General features: G+C 59.8%; 16 protein-coding genes and 1 pseudogene. 10 read left to right on the forward strand and 7 right to left on the reverse strand.

The annotated features are described in order from the left end of the window. Positions 1 to 91: 91 nt before the first annotated feature. The 5 genes from AC1DXW_RS09130 (at position 92) to AC1DXW_RS09150 (ending at position 5,039) form a co-directional block, all read left to right on the forward strand. On the forward strand, positions 92 to 1,582 hold the full coding sequence (locus tag AC1DXW_RS09130) for an aldehyde dehydrogenase (protein ID WP_477755347.1): 1,491 nt from the start codon (positions 92 to 94) through the stop codon (positions 1,580 to 1,582). Between the two features lie 53 nt (positions 1,583 to 1,635). After that, positions 1,636 to 2,934, forward strand: a complete 1,299-nt coding sequence (locus AC1DXW_RS09135; RefSeq protein WP_477759956.1) for an NAD(P)/FAD-dependent oxidoreductase — start codon at positions 1,636 to 1,638, stop codon at positions 2,932 to 2,934. Between the two features lie 451 nt (positions 2,935 to 3,385). Then, complete coding sequence (locus AC1DXW_RS09140) at positions 3,386 to 3,934, forward strand: cupin domain-containing protein (RefSeq protein WP_108216007.1); 549 nt, start codon at positions 3,386 to 3,388, stop codon at positions 3,932 to 3,934. 83 nt (positions 3,935 to 4,017) lie between these two features. Further along, a complete protein-coding gene (locus tag AC1DXW_RS09145; RefSeq protein WP_477756593.1) occupies positions 4,018 to 4,302 on the forward strand; it encodes a hypothetical protein in 285 nt (94 codons plus the stop codon). Next, positions 4,299 to 5,039: an ATPase gene (locus tag AC1DXW_RS09150; RefSeq protein WP_477756592.1), complete on the forward strand. Its 741-nt coding sequence runs from the start codon at positions 4,299 to 4,301 to the stop codon at positions 5,037 to 5,039. The genes AC1DXW_RS09145 and AC1DXW_RS09150 overlap by 4 nt, the downstream gene beginning before the upstream one ends. A gap of 60 nt (positions 5,040 to 5,099) precedes the next feature. Here the strand turns inward: AC1DXW_RS09150 and AC1DXW_RS09155 are convergent, their stop codons facing one another. After that, positions 5,100 to 5,393: a fructose-bisphosphate aldolase gene (locus AC1DXW_RS09155; RefSeq protein WP_477756591.1), complete on the reverse strand. Its 294-nt coding sequence runs from the start codon at positions 5,391 to 5,393 to the stop codon at positions 5,100 to 5,102. Between the two features lie 486 nt (positions 5,394 to 5,879). Next, positions 5,880 to 6,239, reverse strand: a pseudogene (locus tag AC1DXW_RS09160) (alpha/beta fold hydrolase); the annotation flags it as partial. Positions 6,240 to 6,381: 142 nt separating this feature from the next. On the opposite strand from AC1DXW_RS09160, the gene AC1DXW_RS09165 reads away from it, so the two are divergent. Then, positions 6,382 to 6,828 carry an anti-virulence regulator CigR family protein gene (locus AC1DXW_RS09165; protein ID WP_108232172.1) on the forward strand — a complete coding sequence of 149 codons (447 nt, stop codon included), beginning with the start codon at positions 6,382 to 6,384 and terminating at the stop codon, positions 6,826 to 6,828. Positions 6,829 to 6,948: 120 nt separating this feature from the next. After that, positions 6,949 to 7,446 (forward strand): hypothetical protein, encoded by a 498-nt coding sequence (locus AC1DXW_RS09170; protein WP_477756328.1) that lies wholly within the window; start codon positions 6,949 to 6,951, stop codon positions 7,444 to 7,446. 247 nt (positions 7,447 to 7,693) lie between these two features. Here the strand turns inward: AC1DXW_RS09170 and AC1DXW_RS09175 are convergent, their stop codons facing one another. Next, on the reverse strand, positions 7,694 to 8,146 hold the full coding sequence (locus AC1DXW_RS09175; RefSeq protein WP_477756327.1) for a hypothetical protein: 453 nt from the start codon (positions 8,144 to 8,146) through the stop codon (positions 7,694 to 7,696). A gap of 324 nt (positions 8,147 to 8,470) precedes the next feature. Between AC1DXW_RS09175 and AC1DXW_RS09180 the strand changes: the two genes are divergently transcribed. From AC1DXW_RS09180 to AC1DXW_RS09190, 3 genes are all read left to right on the forward strand, one after another. After that, a complete protein-coding gene (locus AC1DXW_RS09180) occupies positions 8,471 to 10,192 on the forward strand; it encodes a SulP family inorganic anion transporter (protein ID WP_477756326.1) in 1,722 nt (573 codons plus the stop codon). A 58-nt stretch (positions 10,193 to 10,250) separates the two neighbouring features. After that, positions 10,251 to 11,069: a polyphosphate kinase 2 gene (gene ppk2, locus AC1DXW_RS09185; RefSeq protein WP_477759957.1), complete on the forward strand. Its 819-nt coding sequence runs from the start codon at positions 10,251 to 10,253 to the stop codon at positions 11,067 to 11,069. A 298-nt stretch (positions 11,070 to 11,367) separates the two neighbouring features. Further along, on the forward strand, positions 11,368 to 12,150 hold the full coding sequence (locus tag AC1DXW_RS09190) for a DeoR/GlpR family DNA-binding transcription regulator (RefSeq protein ID WP_477756999.1): 783 nt from the start codon (positions 11,368 to 11,370) through the stop codon (positions 12,148 to 12,150). A gap of 154 nt (positions 12,151 to 12,304) precedes the next feature. On the opposite strand, the gene AC1DXW_RS09195 is transcribed toward AC1DXW_RS09190, so the two are convergent. From AC1DXW_RS09195 to AC1DXW_RS09210, 4 genes are all read right to left on the reverse strand, one after another. Further along, the gene (locus AC1DXW_RS09195; protein ID WP_477759958.1) at positions 12,305 to 13,078 is read right to left on the reverse strand and encodes a 3-hydroxybutyrate dehydrogenase; all 774 of its coding nucleotides are present in this window, start codon (positions 13,076 to 13,078) and stop codon (positions 12,305 to 12,307) included. A 7-nt stretch (positions 13,079 to 13,085) separates the two neighbouring features. Then, positions 13,086 to 14,477, reverse strand: coding sequence for a GntP family permease (locus AC1DXW_RS09200; protein WP_150723644.1), 1,392 nt, complete (start codon positions 14,475 to 14,477; stop codon positions 13,086 to 13,088). Positions 14,478 to 14,765: 288 nt separating this feature from the next. Continuing rightward, a complete protein-coding gene (locus AC1DXW_RS09205; protein WP_477756268.1) occupies positions 14,766 to 16,181 on the reverse strand; it encodes a sigma-54 interaction domain-containing protein in 1,416 nt (471 codons plus the stop codon). A gap of 168 nt (positions 16,182 to 16,349) precedes the next feature. Further along, a complete protein-coding gene (locus AC1DXW_RS09210; protein ID WP_477759959.1) occupies positions 16,350 to 17,927 on the reverse strand; it encodes an ABC transporter ATP-binding protein in 1,578 nt (525 codons plus the stop codon).

Raw genomic sequence — 17,927 nt, forward strand, 5'->3', positions numbered from 1 at the left:
GTGACTGTTCCACCGCTATCGCGAGCAAGCTCGCTCCCACAGGGATTGCGGTTTTTTTCAGATTCTTATTCCCCTGCGTCGAGTCACAACCATGACAAACACTCGCAGCGACTGGGAGCAACGCTTCCAGTCCCTCTCTATCGAAGGTCGCGCATTCATTGACGGCCAATACTGCGCGGCCGCCAGTGGCGCCACGTTCGAATGCGTAAGCCCCGTGGACGGTCGCTTCCTGGCGAACGTCGCCAGCACCGACGAAGCCGACGCCAACGCCGCAGTCGCCGTCGCACGCCGTACCTTCGAATCCGGCGTGTGGGCCAACCTGGCCCCGGCCGAGCGCAAGCGCATCCTGATCCGCTTCGCTGATCTGATCCTGGCGAACCAGGAAGAACTGGCCCTGCTCGAAACCCTCGACATGGGCAAGCCGATCAGCGATTCGATGAGCATCGACATTCCAGCGACCGCCAACGCGATCCGCTGGACCGCCGAGGCCATCGACAAGCTCTACGACGAAGTCGCCGCCACGCCCCACGATCAGCTTGGTCTAGTGACGCGCGAAGCGGCCGGCGTGGTCGCGGCCATCGTGCCGTGGAACTTCCCGCTGATCATGGCCAGCTGGAAATTCGCCCCGGCCCTGGCGATGGGCAACTCGTTCATCCTCAAGCCTTCGGAAAAATCCCCGCTGACCGCGATCCGCATCGCGCAGCTTGGACTGGAAGCGGGCATCCCGAAAGGCGTGTTCAACGTCCTGCCGGGCTACGGCCACACCGTGGGCAAGGCGCTGGCGTTGCACATGGACGTCGACGTGCTGGCCTTCACCGGCTCCACGGCGATTGCCAAGCAGCTGATGGTGTACGCCGGGCAGAGCAACATGAAACGCGTTTGGGCCGAAGCCGGTGGCAAGAGCGCCAACGTGGTGTTCGCCGACGCGCCGGATCTGCGCGTCGCCGCACAAGCCGCGGCCGGTGCCATTGCTTTCAACCAGGGCGAAGTCTGCACCGCCGGTTCGCGCCTGCTGGTGGAGCGTTCGATTCGCGAGCAGTTCATTCCATTGCTGGTGGAAGCCCTGCAAGCCTGGAAACCGGGCCACGCACTCGATCCTGCGACGACCGTTGGCGCGGTGGTCGACCAGCGTCAGCTGGAAAACGTATTGCGCTACATCGAAGTCGGCAAGCAGCAGGGCGGTCAACTGATCGCCGGCGGCAGCCGCACCCTCGAGGACACCGGTGGCCTGTACCTCGAACCGGCAATTTTCGACGGCGTGACCAACGCCATGACCATCGCCCGGGAAGAAATCTTCGGCCCGGTGCTGTCGGTCATCACCTTCGACACCTTCGATGAAGCCCTGGCGATTGCCAACGACAGCATCTTCGGCCTGGCCGCCGGCGTCTGGACCAGCAACCTGAGCAAGGCCCACACCTTCGCCCGTGGCCTGCGTGCCGGCAGTGTCTGGGTCAACCAGTACGACGGCGGCGACATGACCGCGCCGTTCGGCGGGTTCAAGCAGTCGGGTAACGGTCGGGACAAATCGCTGCACGCGTTCGACAAGTACACCGAACTCAAAGCGACCTGGATCAAGCTCTGACACCTTTTAAACGGCGGTCACCGGCACGCTGCCGGCGACCCTCGGAGAAACCTATGAAACAAAGCTCTGATAAACAAACTCATGTAAACAGCTACTACGCCGCCACCCGCAACTTCACCGGCGATTTCCCGGTGCTGGAAGGCGCGGTGGACTGCGACGTCTGCGTGATCGGCGCCGGCTACACCGGCCTGTCCTCGGCCCTGTTCCTCGCTGAAGCGGGCTACAGCGTGACCGTACTCGAAGCGGCCAAGGTCGGCTTCGGCGCCAGTGGTCGCAACGGCGGCCAATTGGTCAACTCTTATAGTCGCGACGTCGATGTCATCGAAGAGCGCTACGGCGACAAGACCGCCGAAGTCCTCGGCAGCATGATTTTCGAAGGCGCCGACATCATTCGTCAGCGCATACAGCACTACGACATCCAGTGCGATTACCGTCCCGGCGGTATCTTCGCGGCGATGAACAAGAAGCAACTCAAGGGCCTGGCCGAGCAGAAGAAAAGCTGGGAACGCTACGGCAACAAGAACCTGAAAATGCTCGACGCGGCCGATATCAAGCGCGAAGTCGGTTCCGATGCCTACGTCGGCGGCCTGCTGGACATGCAGGGCGGCCACATTCACCCGCTGAACCTGGCACTCGGTGAAGCCTCGGCGATCATCGGCCTGGGCGGCAAGATCTACGAGCAATCGGCGGCGGTGGAAATCACCTACGGCGAGCCAATCACCGTGCGCACCGCCAAAGGTGTGGTGAGGGCCAAGTACCTGCTGATCGCCGGTAACGCCTACCTGCCGCAAGGCCTCGACAACCGCGTGACCAGCAAGAGCATGCCGTGCGGTTCGCAGATCGTCGTCACCGAGCCGTTGTCGGAAAAGCAGGCCCGCAGCCTGATCAAGAACAACTACTGCGTCGAAGACTGCAACTACCTGCTCGACTACTACCGCCTGACCGCCGACAACCGCCTGCTGTACGGCGGTGGCGTGGTCTACGGTGCGCGCGAACCGGACGACATCGAACAACTGATCCGCCCGAAAATCCTCAAGACCTTCCCGCAATTGAAGGACGTGAGGATCGACTACCGCTGGACCGGCAACTTCCTGCTGACCATGTCGCGCATGCCGCAATTCGGTCGTATCGAGAAAAACGCCTATTACATGCAGGGCTACAGCGGTCACGGCGTTACCTGCTCGCACCTGGCCGGCAAACTGATCTCGGAAATGATCCGTGGCGACGCCGAGCGTTTCGACGCGTTTGCATCCTTGCCGCACATGCCGATGATCGGCGGGCGCACCTTCTCGGCGCCATTGACCGCCCTCGGCGCCGTGTACTACTCGCTGCGCGACCGTTTCGGCATCTAAGCTTTACCTCGCCGGTGGCTTCTGCCCAAAGGGTGCTGCCGGCTTTTTAACACCTGAAACACCACGGTCCTTTGTGGGAGCGAGCTTGCTCGCGATAGCGGTCTGACATTCGACATTGATGTTGACTGACCCGCCGCCATCGCGAGCAAGCTCGCTCCCACAGGTCTTGTGTCTTGACTGAGAATTATCATCAGCCGGTTCTTTTCTTCAGCCGTTTATCGAACCTGCTGAGCATTACGAACAAACGTGATTTAATAGCCGCCTTTCACGTTTCCGGGACCGGAAAACGGCGTGATCCGCGCCTGCACTCCACCCCTCCATTATCCCTGTAGGAGCGAGCTTGCTCCGGGCGGCGATCCGACGATAGCGCCGGTTCAATCAACATCAATGTTGCGGCTAAAATCGCAATCGCGAGCAAGCTCGCTCCTACGGGTTGGCACATAAGGCTGTCATGGACACGGGCTCACGACTCAAACTAGTACGCGAAAGCTACAAAATGTCCCAGCGCGAGCTGGCCCGGCGTAGCGGCGTCACCAATGCAACCATCTCCCTGATCGAACAGAATCGGGTCAGTCCTTCCGTCAGCTCCCTGAAGAAATTGCTGGAGGGCATCCCCATGTCCCTGGCCGACTTCTTCACCTTCGATCAGCCACCGCGCGAACACCAGTACGTCTTTCGCGCCAACGAACAGCCCGACCTCGGCCGCCATGGCCTGCGCCTGCTGCTGATCGGTGCGTCCGTGCCGAGCCGGCAGATGCGCTTGCTGCGCGAGCAATACGCACCGGGCGCCAGTTCGGGTGAAGAGCCGATCGTGCATTCCGAAGGCGAGGAGTGCGGGTTGGTGACACGGGGTACCGTGGAATTGACCGTGGATGGTCAGGTGAGCGTGCTGAACGCCGGGGATGGTTACTACTTCCCGACGACGTTGCCGCACAAGTTTCGCAATATCGGGGCGGATGAGGCGGAGATTATCAGTGCCAACACGCCGGCCAACTTCTGATGAGGCAAATGGCCTTGCTCGACGCTTTCGGAGATGTATGTTAATTATTGGTTGTACGTATCAAGTGCAGACCGGAGTCAGAAATGTCTCGTAAAAAAGAGAAACAACCCAAGACCGAAGCGCAAATTGTCGCTCAGGAGTCCATGATTCCCTCGATCGCAGCCAAGGCGTTTCGCGATGCCTACAATGTTGCGCTTTCGAAGGGGGAGTCTGTCCTTGTGGTTCGCGCTGGTCAGTTGGTGAAAGTCTCCAATACCGAATCTGTAGTGCTTCGATCGGTTGAGACCTACGGCACAATCAAATCCGGGACTCGAATAAAGGTCAAGAAAGCGCTGAATGGGGATTTTGTTCCTCAGGTCCAGGCTTGAGTACACCACGGGTCAGAATCTTCGCGGGACCCAATGGCAGCGGAAAGAGTACGTTCAACTCAAAAGTCCCTGCTCACCTGCTCGTTAACTACATTAATCCTGATGCGATTGAGTTAGGCATTCGTGAAACAGGGTTCTTCGATTTTTCGCAATTCAAGCTCCAGGCATTTGTAGGACGCGCAATCCCGTTTTTGCGTACCAGCAGCCTTCTTTCCAAATTCCCTGAGTCTTTGGCCAAGATCGATGATTTAGCCATCGAAGGTACTCTCCTTGTATTCCCGTCACGACAGATAGATTCATATATCGCTTCGGTGCTTTCGGACTTTGTCCGTGTATCACTTATTGATGAGCTTTCCAGCTTCACGTTTGAAACCGTTATGTCGGATATCAGCAAGGTCGAGTTGCTACGGCAGGCGCGGTTGGCGGGATATCGGGTGTATGTGTACTACGTGGCTACAGCGGATGCAGAAATCAATGTGGCTCGGGTCGCTTATCGGGCCTCGATAGGTGGGCACGATGTACCATCGGACAAAATTCGATCGCGCTACAAGCGATCTCTGGAGAATCTTTCTGATGCCATCCTGCTATCAAACCGGGCTTACATCTTTGATAACTCTCAAGATGGTGACTCCGGCTTCGCCCAAATTGCCGAAATAACCGAGGGGGAAGACATTGCAATCGTGTCGGATACCCAGCCAGCGTGGTTCATGCATTACGTACTGGATAAACTCACCTGATGATTGAAATCGAGGCGAAAAAAACCGCAGTAATGCGGTTTTTTTTCGGCTGAAAATTGGTCATTTCTCCTTGGGTACCTCAAACCCCCGCAACTCAATCACCCCAAACACATCCCGCACATCCTGCAGCAGAATCCGCGAAATGTTGGTGACCGTGTTGATGTCGTTTTCGGCGTAGTCGGGGAGGCTGGTGCAGGCCATGAGGTTGAGGTATTGGAGGACGGCGTTGAGGCGCTCGGCGGCGCAGTTGTGAAGTTCGCGCAGGGGCGCGTCGCTGTCGATGAGGAGGACGGGGTAGCTGGTGGCGATTTGTTTCATGGGGGTGAAGCGGCGATGCGGACTATTAGCAGTCATAAGTAAAACTTCCTCGTATCTGTAAGAAGAACTACTCCCTGTCGCTGCGAATCGAATGGGGTGGTAGCTATGTGCGGGTTCGCAGACCGAGGATACGAGGAACCCGGCAGACCCGAAGATCTCCCACACACAGCCACCATAAAACGAAATACGGCCGCAGACGCGTCCGTCAGTGGTTTTGTGAGCTGCAAGGTTACTACACGTATCAACAGGGCTGCGAAACCCTATCGCCAATTCAAGTCAGCGACGGGCGTACATTAGGCATCGATTGCCGGTGCTGCAACCGGCCTGTAGGACGCCAAATAGCCCCTGTGGGGAGGGAGCTTGCTCCAGTTCGGCGGCTCTGCCGCCGTAAACCGGGCACTGCGGTGTGTCCTGGGAAATGGTTTGCAAGGAATTAGGGCTGCTTCGCTGCCCAGCGGGAGCAAGCTCCCTCGCCACGGTGGGTAAATTCCTACATGTTTTTCGGATGTCAGGGATGTGCCGTCACTGCGCCATAAACCCTCGAATCGCGGCAATCGTCTGCGTCGGCGCTTCCTCCATCAACCAGTGCCCAGCCCCCGGAATCACCACTTCCGTCACCTTGTCCGCCGCATTGCGCATCACGATGGCTTCATTGGCGCCGAAGGATTTCTCACCCCCGACCGCCAGCACCGGCATGCTCAGTTTCTTGACCATCGACGCTTCGTTTTCCACGGCGTCCTGACGAATGCTGCGGAACTGGGTGAAGGCGGCGTGCATGACGCCGGGGCGGGCGTAGAGTTTGGCGTAGTGCTGGCGGATGCCTTCATCGACCTTGGCGGGGTTGCCGGCGAATTCGTTCCAGAAGCGGTCGAGGTAGAATCGACAAACCCCATCCTTCGGCAAACGCCTGCAAGGCTTCGATCGGATGAGCGTAGACGGTTTGGCGGTTGGTGACTTGATGGAACCAACACCGTCAATAGCGTCTAAATTTCAGAGCATCTTCCCCACCACGAAGGAACGACTCATGTACAAGTCTCGATCATTGATTGCAGCGATTACCTGTTTGACCCTGATCAGCGGCTCGGTGACGGCGCTGGCCGATCCCGGTAACGGCCAGGGCAACGGGAAGGTCAATCATGGCAACCAGGGTGGTCATGGCAACAAGAACAAGAATTCCGGCGGCGGGGACTGGAGCAACGGCCCGAGCATCAACCGTGGTAGCGTGCTCGAGATCATTGGCGTGAATACGGGCTACTGGAGCCCCGGGCCTGACCTGCCACCGGGTATTCAAAAGAACCTTGCCCGAGGCAAGCCGCTTCCACCCGGCATTGCGAAAAAACTGGATGGCCGACTGGTCGGCCGGCTGCCCCACTATGATGGCTACGAATGGCAGCAAGTCGGCACGGATCTGATCCTGGTTGCGCTGGCCACCGGGCTTGTCTATGAAATTCTCGACGGTGCGTTTGATTAAAGTGTGGAAGGTAGTCTTCCCGCTGACTCAAGGTGCTCCAGCCGTCTGTCGTAGTGCTTGAACTGTTGGAGGGATATCGCGTCATACGTCACGCGATATCAACCTCCTACGGAAGCAATCATGCTTTTTAAAAACAAGAGTCTCGTTGCTGTAATGTCATGCGCCATGATGCTTGCAGCCGCCCCGTTACTCCCTGATGGCCTGTCGATCATGGGTTCCGCATACGCGAAGGACGGCGGTGGCGGTGGCGGTGGCGGTGGCGGCGGTGGCGGCGGTGGAAACGGCGGCGGAAATGGTGGCGGAAACGGCGCAGGCCACGGCGGCGGTATGGGTGGCGGACACGCCGGTACAGGCCACTCTGGCAGTAACGGCCGCGGCAACGGGCTGGACAGCGACCATGCTGGCAAATCCGTGCGCGACCATGGCCTGAGCGGGAACCACTACGGTAGTGAGCGCAACGATGACAACGGTCATGGCACCACGACCTCAGGCCTCGCCCATTCCAAGGATACTCGCGGCATCTCCAAGGCCAGGGCTATTTCGGCTTCGACGCCAGGTGATCACAACACCAAAGGCTTGAGTAAAGCCGGACTGTCGACCTCGAAAAAATCCCATTGAGTTCGCGGTTGTAGACATCAGTTTCTGAAAAGCCCAAAACCCGCTGAAAGGCGGGTTTTTTTGCAATTGGAATTTGATCGCCGGACATTACACGGACACGCAAAAGCGCCAGGACGTTATCAATGAGTAATGACAGGTTCGTGACCGCAGCTTCTACCGGCCCCATTTGCACTCACCAGACGCCACCGCTCGCACCGGACAACCGGTGGCACGAGCGGTACCGAGGGCTGGCCTGAAAGGGTCGCGGCTATTTCGCCGGCACTTCAGGCTTGATATCCCCGCAAAAAATATCGACGTTGCCATCGGTCGCAGCCGTGCGCACGACCACCGAATACTTGCCGTCAAGCAACGTCTGCAACGGCACAGGCGCGGTTCTGGTAAAAGACCAGCCGCGTACGGCTTGGCGTTCGGTGTTGACGGTGTCGTTCATCGCATAGGCGACTGACCCGGGTTGCTGGCAAGTGCCGTTATTGATGAACGAGTAAAGGCGCAAGGGCAGGATAACCCCGGTTGGAACACCGCTGACGAAGAAACTGAGCCCGGTTTTCTTGTCCCAGTCGGTCAACGTGACGGTGCCGATCTGACCGGCGTTTTGCCGGGTGGCGACCAGGGTAACGTTCACGCCGTGGGTCGATGAAGTGGTGCAGCCAAACAGGCTTGTCGCAACCATGAGTGCTGCCAGTGAGGTTTTGAGCTTCATTGCCAAACTCCTGAGCTGAAGAACTGCAATGGGGGGGAGTTAGCCGGTATAGCTCATTTATCGCTTTCATGACGTCGTCCATATAAGGCTTTCCATTTTTGACCGGTGATGGTGGGGCGTCTGTCCCCTTCGCCAGTCATATGGCGGCGTAGCCGCGCAAACCGGCTACATTTGTAACTGGTCGAGCCTGCGTGGACTGCCTGCCGGTACACGCGCTTCGCTGCCGATGAAGGTTTGCAGTGGTTACACGTGCAGTTAAAGGATTGTGCGGTCAGTTGAGTCTACTCATCATCCGCATGGGACGATTGGCGACTGGAGTGACTCATGAATCAACAAGGCAGCCATCCGCAAGAGCGGAGTCCAGGCACTCCACCGCGGGGTACCGTGCGCAGCCTGTTGATCCCGCAATGGCTCGGCAACTATCGGCCCGACTGGCTGCGAGGCGATGTGGTCGCCGGGCTGACGGCAGCGGCCGTGGTCATTCCCAAGGCGCTGGCGTACGCCACGATTGCCGGCCTGCCTGTGCAGGTCGGGTTGTACACGGTGCTGGTGCCGATGGTGATCTATGCCGTGCTCGGCACCTCGCGCCCGCTCAGTGTCAGCACCACGACCACCCTGGCCATTCTCGCCGGCTCCGCGTTGGGCCAGATCAGCCCCGATGGCGATGCGGCGACCTTGCTCGCGGCTTCCGCCACGCTGGCCCTGATGGTGGGCGCGATCCTGATCGTCGCGGGGTTGCTGCGCCTGGGTTTCGTCGCCAATTTCATTTCCGAACCGGTACTGGTGGGTTTCAAGGCCGGCATCGGTGTGGTCATCGTGCTCGACCAGCTACCAAAATTGCTCGGTACTCACATCGACAAAGGTGGCTTCCTGCACAATCTGCTGGCCACGGTTCAGAGCATCGGTCATGCCTCGCTGCCCACCGTGGCGGTCGGTGTGTTCATGGTACTGCTGCTGGTCGGCATGAAGCGTTTTACGCCGCGGCTGCCCGCACCCTTGATTGCGGTGGCGCTGGGCATAATCGCCATGAGCCTGTTTGGCCTGGAGAGCTTTGGTGTGTCCGCCGTCGGCCTGGTGCCGATCGGATTGCCCGCGCCGACCCTGCCGGTATGGTCGTTGGCCGCAACCCTGTGGCCTTCGGCGATGGGCATCGCGCTGATGAGTTTCACCGAAACCATCGCGGCGGGGCGCGCGTTCGCCCGCAGTGACGAGCCCGTGCCACAGCCGAATCGGGAGCTGCTGGCCACTGGCGTTGCCAACATCGGCGGCGCATTTCTCGGGGCCATGGTCGCGGGTGGCGGGACCACTCAAACGGCGGTGAACCGTTTGGCCGGTGCCCGTTCGCAACTGGCCGCACTGGTCACCGCAGCACTGGCTTTGGGTACTTGCCTGCTGCTGGCGCCGCTGATTGGCCTGATGCCCAATGCCACGCTCGCAGCCGTGGTGATTGTGTATTCGGTGGGCTTGATCGAGCCGGCGGAATTTCGCGAGATCCTGTCGGTTCGCCGTACCGAATTTGCCTGGGCCGTAGTGGCCATGATCGGCGTGATGTTGCTGGGCACGCTGCAAGGGATCGTCGTGGCGATTATCGTCTCGTTGCTGGCCCTGGCCTATCAGGTCTCGGACCCGCCCGTGCATGTCCTCGGGCGCAAGCCTGGCACCAATGTGTATCGGCCGCAGTCCGCCGAACACCTCGATGACGAACACTTTGACGGGCTGCTGTTGCTTCGGCCTGAAGGGCGGATTTTTTTCGCCAACGCCCAGCGCATCGGCATGAAGATGCGACCCCTGATCGAAGATGCAAGGCCCCGCGTGGTGATACTGGACCTGCGCAGCGTGTTCGACCTGGAGTACACCGCCCTGAAAATGCTCACCGGGGCGGAACAGCAACTGCGGGAAAAAGGCATTTCACTGTGGCTGGTGGGCATGAGCCCTGGCGTATGGGACATGGTCACCAAGGCACCGTTGGGTCGTACGCTGGGTGAAGCGCGCATGTTCCTGAACCTGGAGCAGGCGGTTGAACATTACCAGCGCAGTCGAGGCTGAATGAACGCGGCCGGGCGCACTCCGGACGCTGTGTGACGCATTGAAGGAGGTAACGGGCATGGCAAAGAAGAAGGCTGCACCGAAAAGCAAACCGGTCGAAGGCGACAAGCTCAAGAACAAGGTGTATCTCGAGGAACTGGCGAAGCTGCATGTCGAGCTGGTCAAGCTGCAGGAGTGGGTGCAGCACACGGGCGCGAAGATTTGCATCATCTTCGAGGGCCGTGATGGCGCCGGCAAGGGCGGGACCATCAAGGCACTGACCGAACGGGTCAGTCCGCGAGTGTTCCGGGTGATGGCGTTGCCGGCACCGACCGACCGGGAAAAAAGCCAGATGTATTTGCAACGTTATCTGCCGCACATGCCGGCGGCCGGTGAAGTGGTGATCTTCGATCGCAGCTGGTACAACCGCGCCGGGGTCGAGCGGGTCATGGGATTTTGCAGCGAAGAGCAGGTGCGCACGTTTCTCACCGTGGCGCCGCGCGTCGAACAGGCACTGGTCGAATCGGGAATCATCCTGATCAAGTACTGGCTTGAAGTGAGCGAGGAGGAACAGACCCGTCGCCTCAAGGCACGTATCACCGACGGGCGCAAAATCTGGAAGCTGTCACCCATGGACCTCAAGTCCTACAACCGTTGGTACGACTACTCCCGTGCCCGGGACGACATGTTCAAGTACACCGACACCAAATTCGCCCCTTGGCGGGTCGCCAACTCCAATGACAAGCGGCGGGCGCGGCTGAACATCATCAGCGATGTGCTGAAAAGCATTCCTTATAAGGAAGTACCGCGGGCAAAAGTGAAACTGCCCAAACGGCAAGACCCCGGTAACTACCGGGAGCCGAACTATCCATACAAGTACATCCAGGAAAAATTCTGATCGATGCATTGGGCAGGAGCCAGCCCAGGCCGGCTCCTGCTGCAGGCCATCAGGCGTGAACCAGCGCAATCGTAAACGAGACCACGATCATGCACGCAAAGGCAAAATTGATATTCATGAAGTTTCCATCCAAAACATGAGTGACGGCGCCATCTTGAACAGGTCACAGAAAAATAAAAAATTCGCCGTAATGATTTGAAAGATCGAAAAAAATGATACTTGGCCGGTTCGTTGTTTTTGCTCCGGGTTGCAGATACTCTCGTGTAACACGCAGTTACATGCATAAACGAGCAAAAACATGCACGACAACCATTCTGCTGCCGAACTTCCATCGGTGCGCCGGCAAAAAATCCTGTTGATCCTAGAACGTGACGGCAAGGTCATGGCCTCGGAGATGAGCCACCATTTCGCGGTGTCCGAGGACACCATCCGCCGCGATCTGGCGGAGCTGGCCAGCGCTGGTCTGGTGCAACGGGTGCACGGCGGGGCGTTGCCCCGGCCCAAGGATACGGGCAAGGACTATTTCACCCGGATCAGCGAAACCGACGAGGTGAAAACCCATCTGGCGCAACTGGCCGCGCGACGGGTGCAGGACGGTCAGATCGTGGTGTTCGATTCCGGCACCACCACCTTGCAGATTGCGCGTTCGCTGCCGGCGGACATCGCCATCACCGCGATCACCGCGTCGCCGATGACGGCCATTACCTTGTCCGAATACCAAGGCATCAAGGTGATCCTGGCCGGCGGCCAGCTCAACCCGGCGACGATGTCGGCCAGCGGCCACGAAACCCTGCGGCTGCTGGCGGGCATCAAGGCCGATCTGCTGTTTACCGGGGTCTGCGCGATTCACCCGCAGGTGGGCTTAAGCTCACTGCACTTCGATGAAGTACCGGTGAAACAGGCGATGCTCGACTGTGCTTCCCATGTGATTGCCGTCACCACCGCGGACAAGCTCGGTGCGGTGGAGCCCTTTGTCGTAGCGCCTTGTAACCGTGTGCACACGTTGATCACCGAACGGCATGTGGCGTCAGGCAATGTCGAGGACTACCGGGCGTTGGGGATCGAGGTGGTGCAGGCTTGAGCGTTTTTTGCTGGCAGGTGTATTGAATGTTCCGGCCCCTTCGCGGGCAAGCCCGCTCCCACAGGTTTTGTGTTTGACGCCGAATTTGGGAACGGTACAAATCCTGTGGGAGCGAGCTTGCTCGCGATGAACGATAACGCGGTCTAGCAGATGGTCACTGCGCCAACCACCCACCATCAACATTCCATGCCGCGCCCCGCACCTGGCTGCCGGCTTCGCTGCACAAAAACAGCACCAGTTCACCCAGTTGCGGCGGTGTCACGAACTCCAACGATGGCTGCTTTTCAGCGAGCAAATCGTGTTGCGCCTGCTGCGGGTCAACCCCTCTGGCGGCACGATCATCAATTTGCTTCTGCACCAGTGGCGTCAATACCCAGCCTGGGCAGATCGCGTTGCAGGTGACCTGGGTGGTCGCGGTTTCCAGCGCGACCACTTTGGTCAAGCCGATCACCCCGTGCTTGGCGGCGACATAGGCTGACTTGCCCACCGAGCCGACCAGGCCATGTACCGAAGCAATGTTGATCACCCGGCCCCAGCCCTTGGCGCGCATGCCCGGCAGGCTCAAACGGGTGCTGTGGAACACCGACGACAGGTTGATGGCGATGATCGAATCCCAGCGCTCCACCGGGAACTCATCCACCGCTGCCACGTGTTGAATGCCAGCGTTGTTGACCAGAATGTCGACGCCGCCAAACTCGCGCTCGGCGTAGGCGATCATGTCGGCAATTTGAGCCGGATCGCTGACATCGGCCGGGTGATGGCCGACCTTGCCGCCGAACTGTTCGACTTCGGCAATCACCTTGGATGCATCGCCAAAGCCGTTGAGGATCAGGTTGGCCCCGGCCTTGGCCAGGCTGAGGGCTATCCCCAGGCCGATGCCGCTGGTGGAACCGGTGACCAGTGCGGTCTTGCCCGAAAGAGTCGTCATGAATACCTCACACAATGCCAGTGGCGTAGAAGGTGCCGATCACTACGAAAACCGCCAGGGTCTTGATCAGCGTAATACAGAAAATGTCTTTGTAAGCTTCGCGGTGGGTCAGCCCGGTGACCGCCAGCAGGGTAATGACGGCGCCGTTGTGCGGCAGGGTGTCCATGCCACCGCTGGCCATGGCGGCGACCCGGTGCAGCACTTCCAGCGGAATGTTCGCCGCATGGGCGGCGCTGATGAACTGCTCGGACATCGCCGCCAGCGCGATGCTCATGCCACCCGAGGCGGAACCGGTGATGCCGGCCAGCAGGGTCACGGTAATCGCTTCGTTGACCAGTGGGTTGGGGATGCTCTTGAGCCAGTCGGCCAGCACCAGAAAGCCCGGCAAAGACGCGATCACCGCGCCGAAACCGTATTCCGAGGCGGTGTTCATCGCCGCCAGCAAGGCACCGCTGACTGCACTTTTACTGCCTTCGGCGAGCTTGCGGCTGATCGCCTTGTAGCCGAACGCCAGCACCATGAGGATGCCGACCAGCAAGGCTGCCTGGACCGCCCAGATCGCCGTGAGCTTGGCGATTTCCGTGGTCACTGGCGCGGCCATGCCTGGCAGCGCGAGGCTGTGGGTCTTGCCGTACACCTGCGGAATCCAGTGGGTGAACAGCAGGTTCATGATGCCCACCGCCAGCAGTGGCGACAGCGCCAGCCACGGGTTGGGCAGCTTGAGGTCGGCGGCGGTTTCCGGTTCGTTACGCAGGTCAGAACCATAGCCTTCACCGGCACGCTGGGCCTTGTTGCGCTGACGCTGGAGAAACAGCATGCCGGCACAGAACACGAAGATTGTGCCGATCACCCCCAGCCACGGCGCCGCCCACGCGGTGGTGTTGAAGAAGGTGCTGGGGATGATGTTCTGGATTTGTGGCGTGCCGGGCAGGGCGTCCATGGTGAACGAGAAGGCGCCCAGGGCAATGGTCGCCGGGATCAGCCGCTTGGGGATGTTGCTCTGGCGGAACATTTCAGCGGCAAACGGATAGACCGCGAACACCACCACAAACAACGACACACCGCCGTAGGTCAGCAGGGCGCAGACCAGCACGATCACCAGCATCGCCTGGCGGGTGCCGAGCAGGCGAATCGCCGCCGCGACGATGGAGCGCGAGAAACCGGACAGTTCGATCAGCTTGCCGAACACCGCGCCAAGCAGGAATACCGGGAAATACAGTTTGATGAAACCGACCATTTTTTCCATGAACACCCCGGTGAAAGCGGGGGCGACGGCAGACGGGTCAGTCAGCAGGACAGCGCCGAGGGCGGCAATCGGGGCAAAAAGGATAACGCTGTAGCCACGGTAGGCAGCCAGCATCAGCAGCGCGAGGGCTGCCAAGGCAATGATCACACTCATCGTGTGTCTCTCCTGGGTTGTTATTTTTGTTGGGTGAAGCCTGGTAGGAGAGGCGTATAGCGAGTTTTGTGCCAGATGGTTAAGTCGTTGAAATATAAGGATATATTTTTAGAATGGTGGTTCTATCGGGTGATTTTGTCTCTGATTTGAGACTTTCTTTGGCAGTGCTGGCCTCATCGCGGGCAAGCCCGCTCCCACAGGTTGCCCGTGTACTCAAGAAGTAGGCGATCAAATGTGGGAGCGAGCTTGCTCGCGATGGACTTTCTATCAATCGAGATATGTGTCTCTTTAATGAGATTCAGCAATCCCCAACGCCACCATCTTCTTGTACAACGTCGACCGGCCAAGCCCCAGCCGCGCTGCGGCATCGACCACCTTGCCCCCACATTGCGCGAGGGTGGACTCAATCAATTGCCGGTCAAATCGCTCCCGCGCCGCACTGAACGTCTCATGGGCAAGCGGTTCGATGGTCAAGGGCGCCACGCGCTCCACCTGGGAGAACGTACCAATCGCCGAGCGGATGTCCGCCGCCGTCAGGCGCAAGTCATCACTGAGCAGTGCGGCCCGCTCCAGCACATTGCGCAGTTCCCGGATGTTCCCCGGCCAGGCGTGTTGCCCCAACAGTTCCAGGGCCTCGTGGTGCAATTCATGCTGGCTGCGCAGTTCCTCAAGAATGGCTTCACTGAGCGCCGGCACGTCATCCAGGCGGTCGCGCAGGGGTGGAACCTGGATCGGCAGCACATTGAGGCGGTAGTACAAGTCGGCGCGGAATTCGCCGCGCTTGATGGCCGCTTCCAGGTCGGTCGAGGTCGCGGCGATCACCCGCACATCGCTCTGGATCACTTCGTTGGAGCCCACCGGCTCGAATTCCTTTTCCTGCAATACTCGCAGTAGTTTGCTTTGCAGGGGCAGCGGCATGTCGCCGATTTCATCGAGGAACAGCGTTCCGCCCTGGGCAATCTGCAATTTGCCGGCGCGGCCCTTGCGGTCGGCACCGGTAAATGCGCCAGGGGCTGTGCCGAAGAATTCGGCCTCCAGCAGCGATTCGGGAATCGCCGCGCTGTTGACACTGACAAACGCCTTGTGTGCACGGGGCGAGGCATTGTGGATCGCCTGGGCCAGCAACTCCTTACCGGTGCCGGTTTCACCAAGCAACAGCACCGGCGATTCGGTACTCGCACTGCGCCGGGCGCGGCGTTTGACTTCCAGGCTGGCGGTGCTGGTGCCGATGAAATGGGCGAAGTTGTATTTGGTCTGCCGCGCCCGCAGCAGCGAGCGGGTGGAGGCCAGTTCTTCCTGCATGCTCATGTAGCGCTTGAGCATCGGCGACAGGCTGCGCAATTCATCGAACAGGGCGAAACCAATGGCACCGATCACCATGCCGGCATCGTCGTGAATCGGCAGGCGCATGACCACCAGCGGCTCTTTGGGGGTGTCTTGCATATCCAGCAAAATCGGCCGGCCGCTGCGCACCACTTCACGCAACAGGCTGCCGGGGATCACGCTTTCGCAGGGCTTGCCGATTGCAATTTCCGCCGATTGCAGGCCGAAGCGCCGGGCGTAGCGTTCATTCATCCAGACGATGTTGGCGTCGCGATCGACAATCACCGTGCCCTCGCTCGACTGCTCGATGATCTCGAACAACGAGCGGATCGCCAGCAAGCGAACGCGCTGGTAGTCCTTGAGGCTTTCGGTGGTGTTCATCGGTATTGATCCTGATTATGTTTTGCCTGTGCCGGCCTCTTCGTCGGAGCGCCGCCCGGGGCAAGCCCGCTCCTACAGTTGATCTGTGTCGTTGACAAATCCCCTGTGGGAGCGAGCCTGCTCCGGGCGGCGCTCCGACGATGGCTGCGATGCGGTCTAACGGCCAGATTATGCCTGCCCCAACATCGCCGCCGCCAACAGCTCCTTGGTGTACGGATGCTGAGGTGAGTCAAACACCTCATGGCTGGCGCCGCGCTCCACCACTTTGCCATCCTTGATCACGATCATGTCGTGGGCCAGGGCGCGCACCACCGCCAGGTCATGGCTGATGAACAGGTAGGTCAAACCGTGTTTTTCCTGAAGCTGGCGGAGCAGGGCGACCACTTGTTTCTGTACCGTGCGGTCGAGCGCTGAGGTCGGTTCGTCGAGCAGGATCAGCGCCGGCTTCAGCACCAGCGCCCGGGCGATGGCGATGCGCTGGCGTTGCCCCCCGGAGAACTCGTGGGGATAGCGATGGCGACTTTGCGGGTCGAGCCCGACTTCACTCAGTGCCCGGATCACTTCGGCATTGCACTCTTCAGTGCTCAACTGGCTGTGCACTTCCAGGCCTTCGCTGATGATTTGCGCCACGGACATCCTTGGGCTGAGGCTGCCGAAGGGGTCCTGGAACACCACCTGCATTTTCTTGCGCCACGGTCGCAGCTGTTTTTGCGTCAGGTCGTCCAGCGCCTGGCCCTGAAAGCGGATGCTGCCTTCGGAGTCGAGCAAACGCAGAATCGCCTGACCGAGCGTGGACTTGCCGGAACCGGACTCACCGACGATGCCCAGGGTTTTGCCGCGCTGAATATTCAGGCTGATACCATCGACCGCGCGCAGCCAGGTCTTGCGTTGAAACAGGCCGCCACCGACGGGAAACCGCACCTGCAGGTTGTCCACCTCCAGTACGTTTTCGCGCTCGTCCCGGGGCAAGGCTTCGCCCTCGGGTTCGGCGTGCAGCAATACGCAGCTGTAAGGGTGCTTCGGTTCGGTGAAAAGGACTTCGCAAGGCGCCTGCTCGACGATTTCCCCGGCCTTCATCACGCACACGCGCTGGGCGATGCTGCGTACCAGGTTGAGGTCATGGCTGATCAGCAGCAGCGACATGCCCAGTCGCTGTTGCAGGGATTTGAGCAGCAACAGGATCTTGCGCTGCACTGTCACATCCAGCGCAGTGGTCGGTTCGTCGGCGATCAGCAGTTCCGGTTCGCACGCCAGGGCCATGGCGATCATCACCCGCTGGCGCTGCCCGCCGGACAATTGATGGGGATAGGCCTTGAGGCGTTCCTCGGGTTTCTGGATGCCCACCAGGTGCAGCAATTCAAGAATCCGCTCTTGCGCCGCCTTGCCCGCCAGGCCTTTGTGCACCAGCAGCGTTTCGCCGATCTGCTTTTCGATGCTGTGCAGCGGGTTGAGGGAGGTCATCGGCTCCTGGAAGATCATCGCGATGCGATTGCCGCGCAGTTTTCGCAACTTGCCGGCATCGGCGCCCACCAGTTCCTGGCCGCGATAGCGGATGCTGCCCGTCGTCTCGGTATCGGTTTGTGGCAGCAGTTGCAGGATCGAGTGGGCCGTCACCGACTTGCCCGAGCCCGATTCACCCACCAGCGCCAGGCATTCGCCGGGGCGGATGTCCAGGCACAGATTGCGCACCACGGTCTGGCCGCTGAAGGCCACGCTGAGGTCACGGATTTCGATCAGGTTGGTCAT

It is taken from the genome of Pseudomonas sp. P4_C4 (assembly GCF_056402055.1).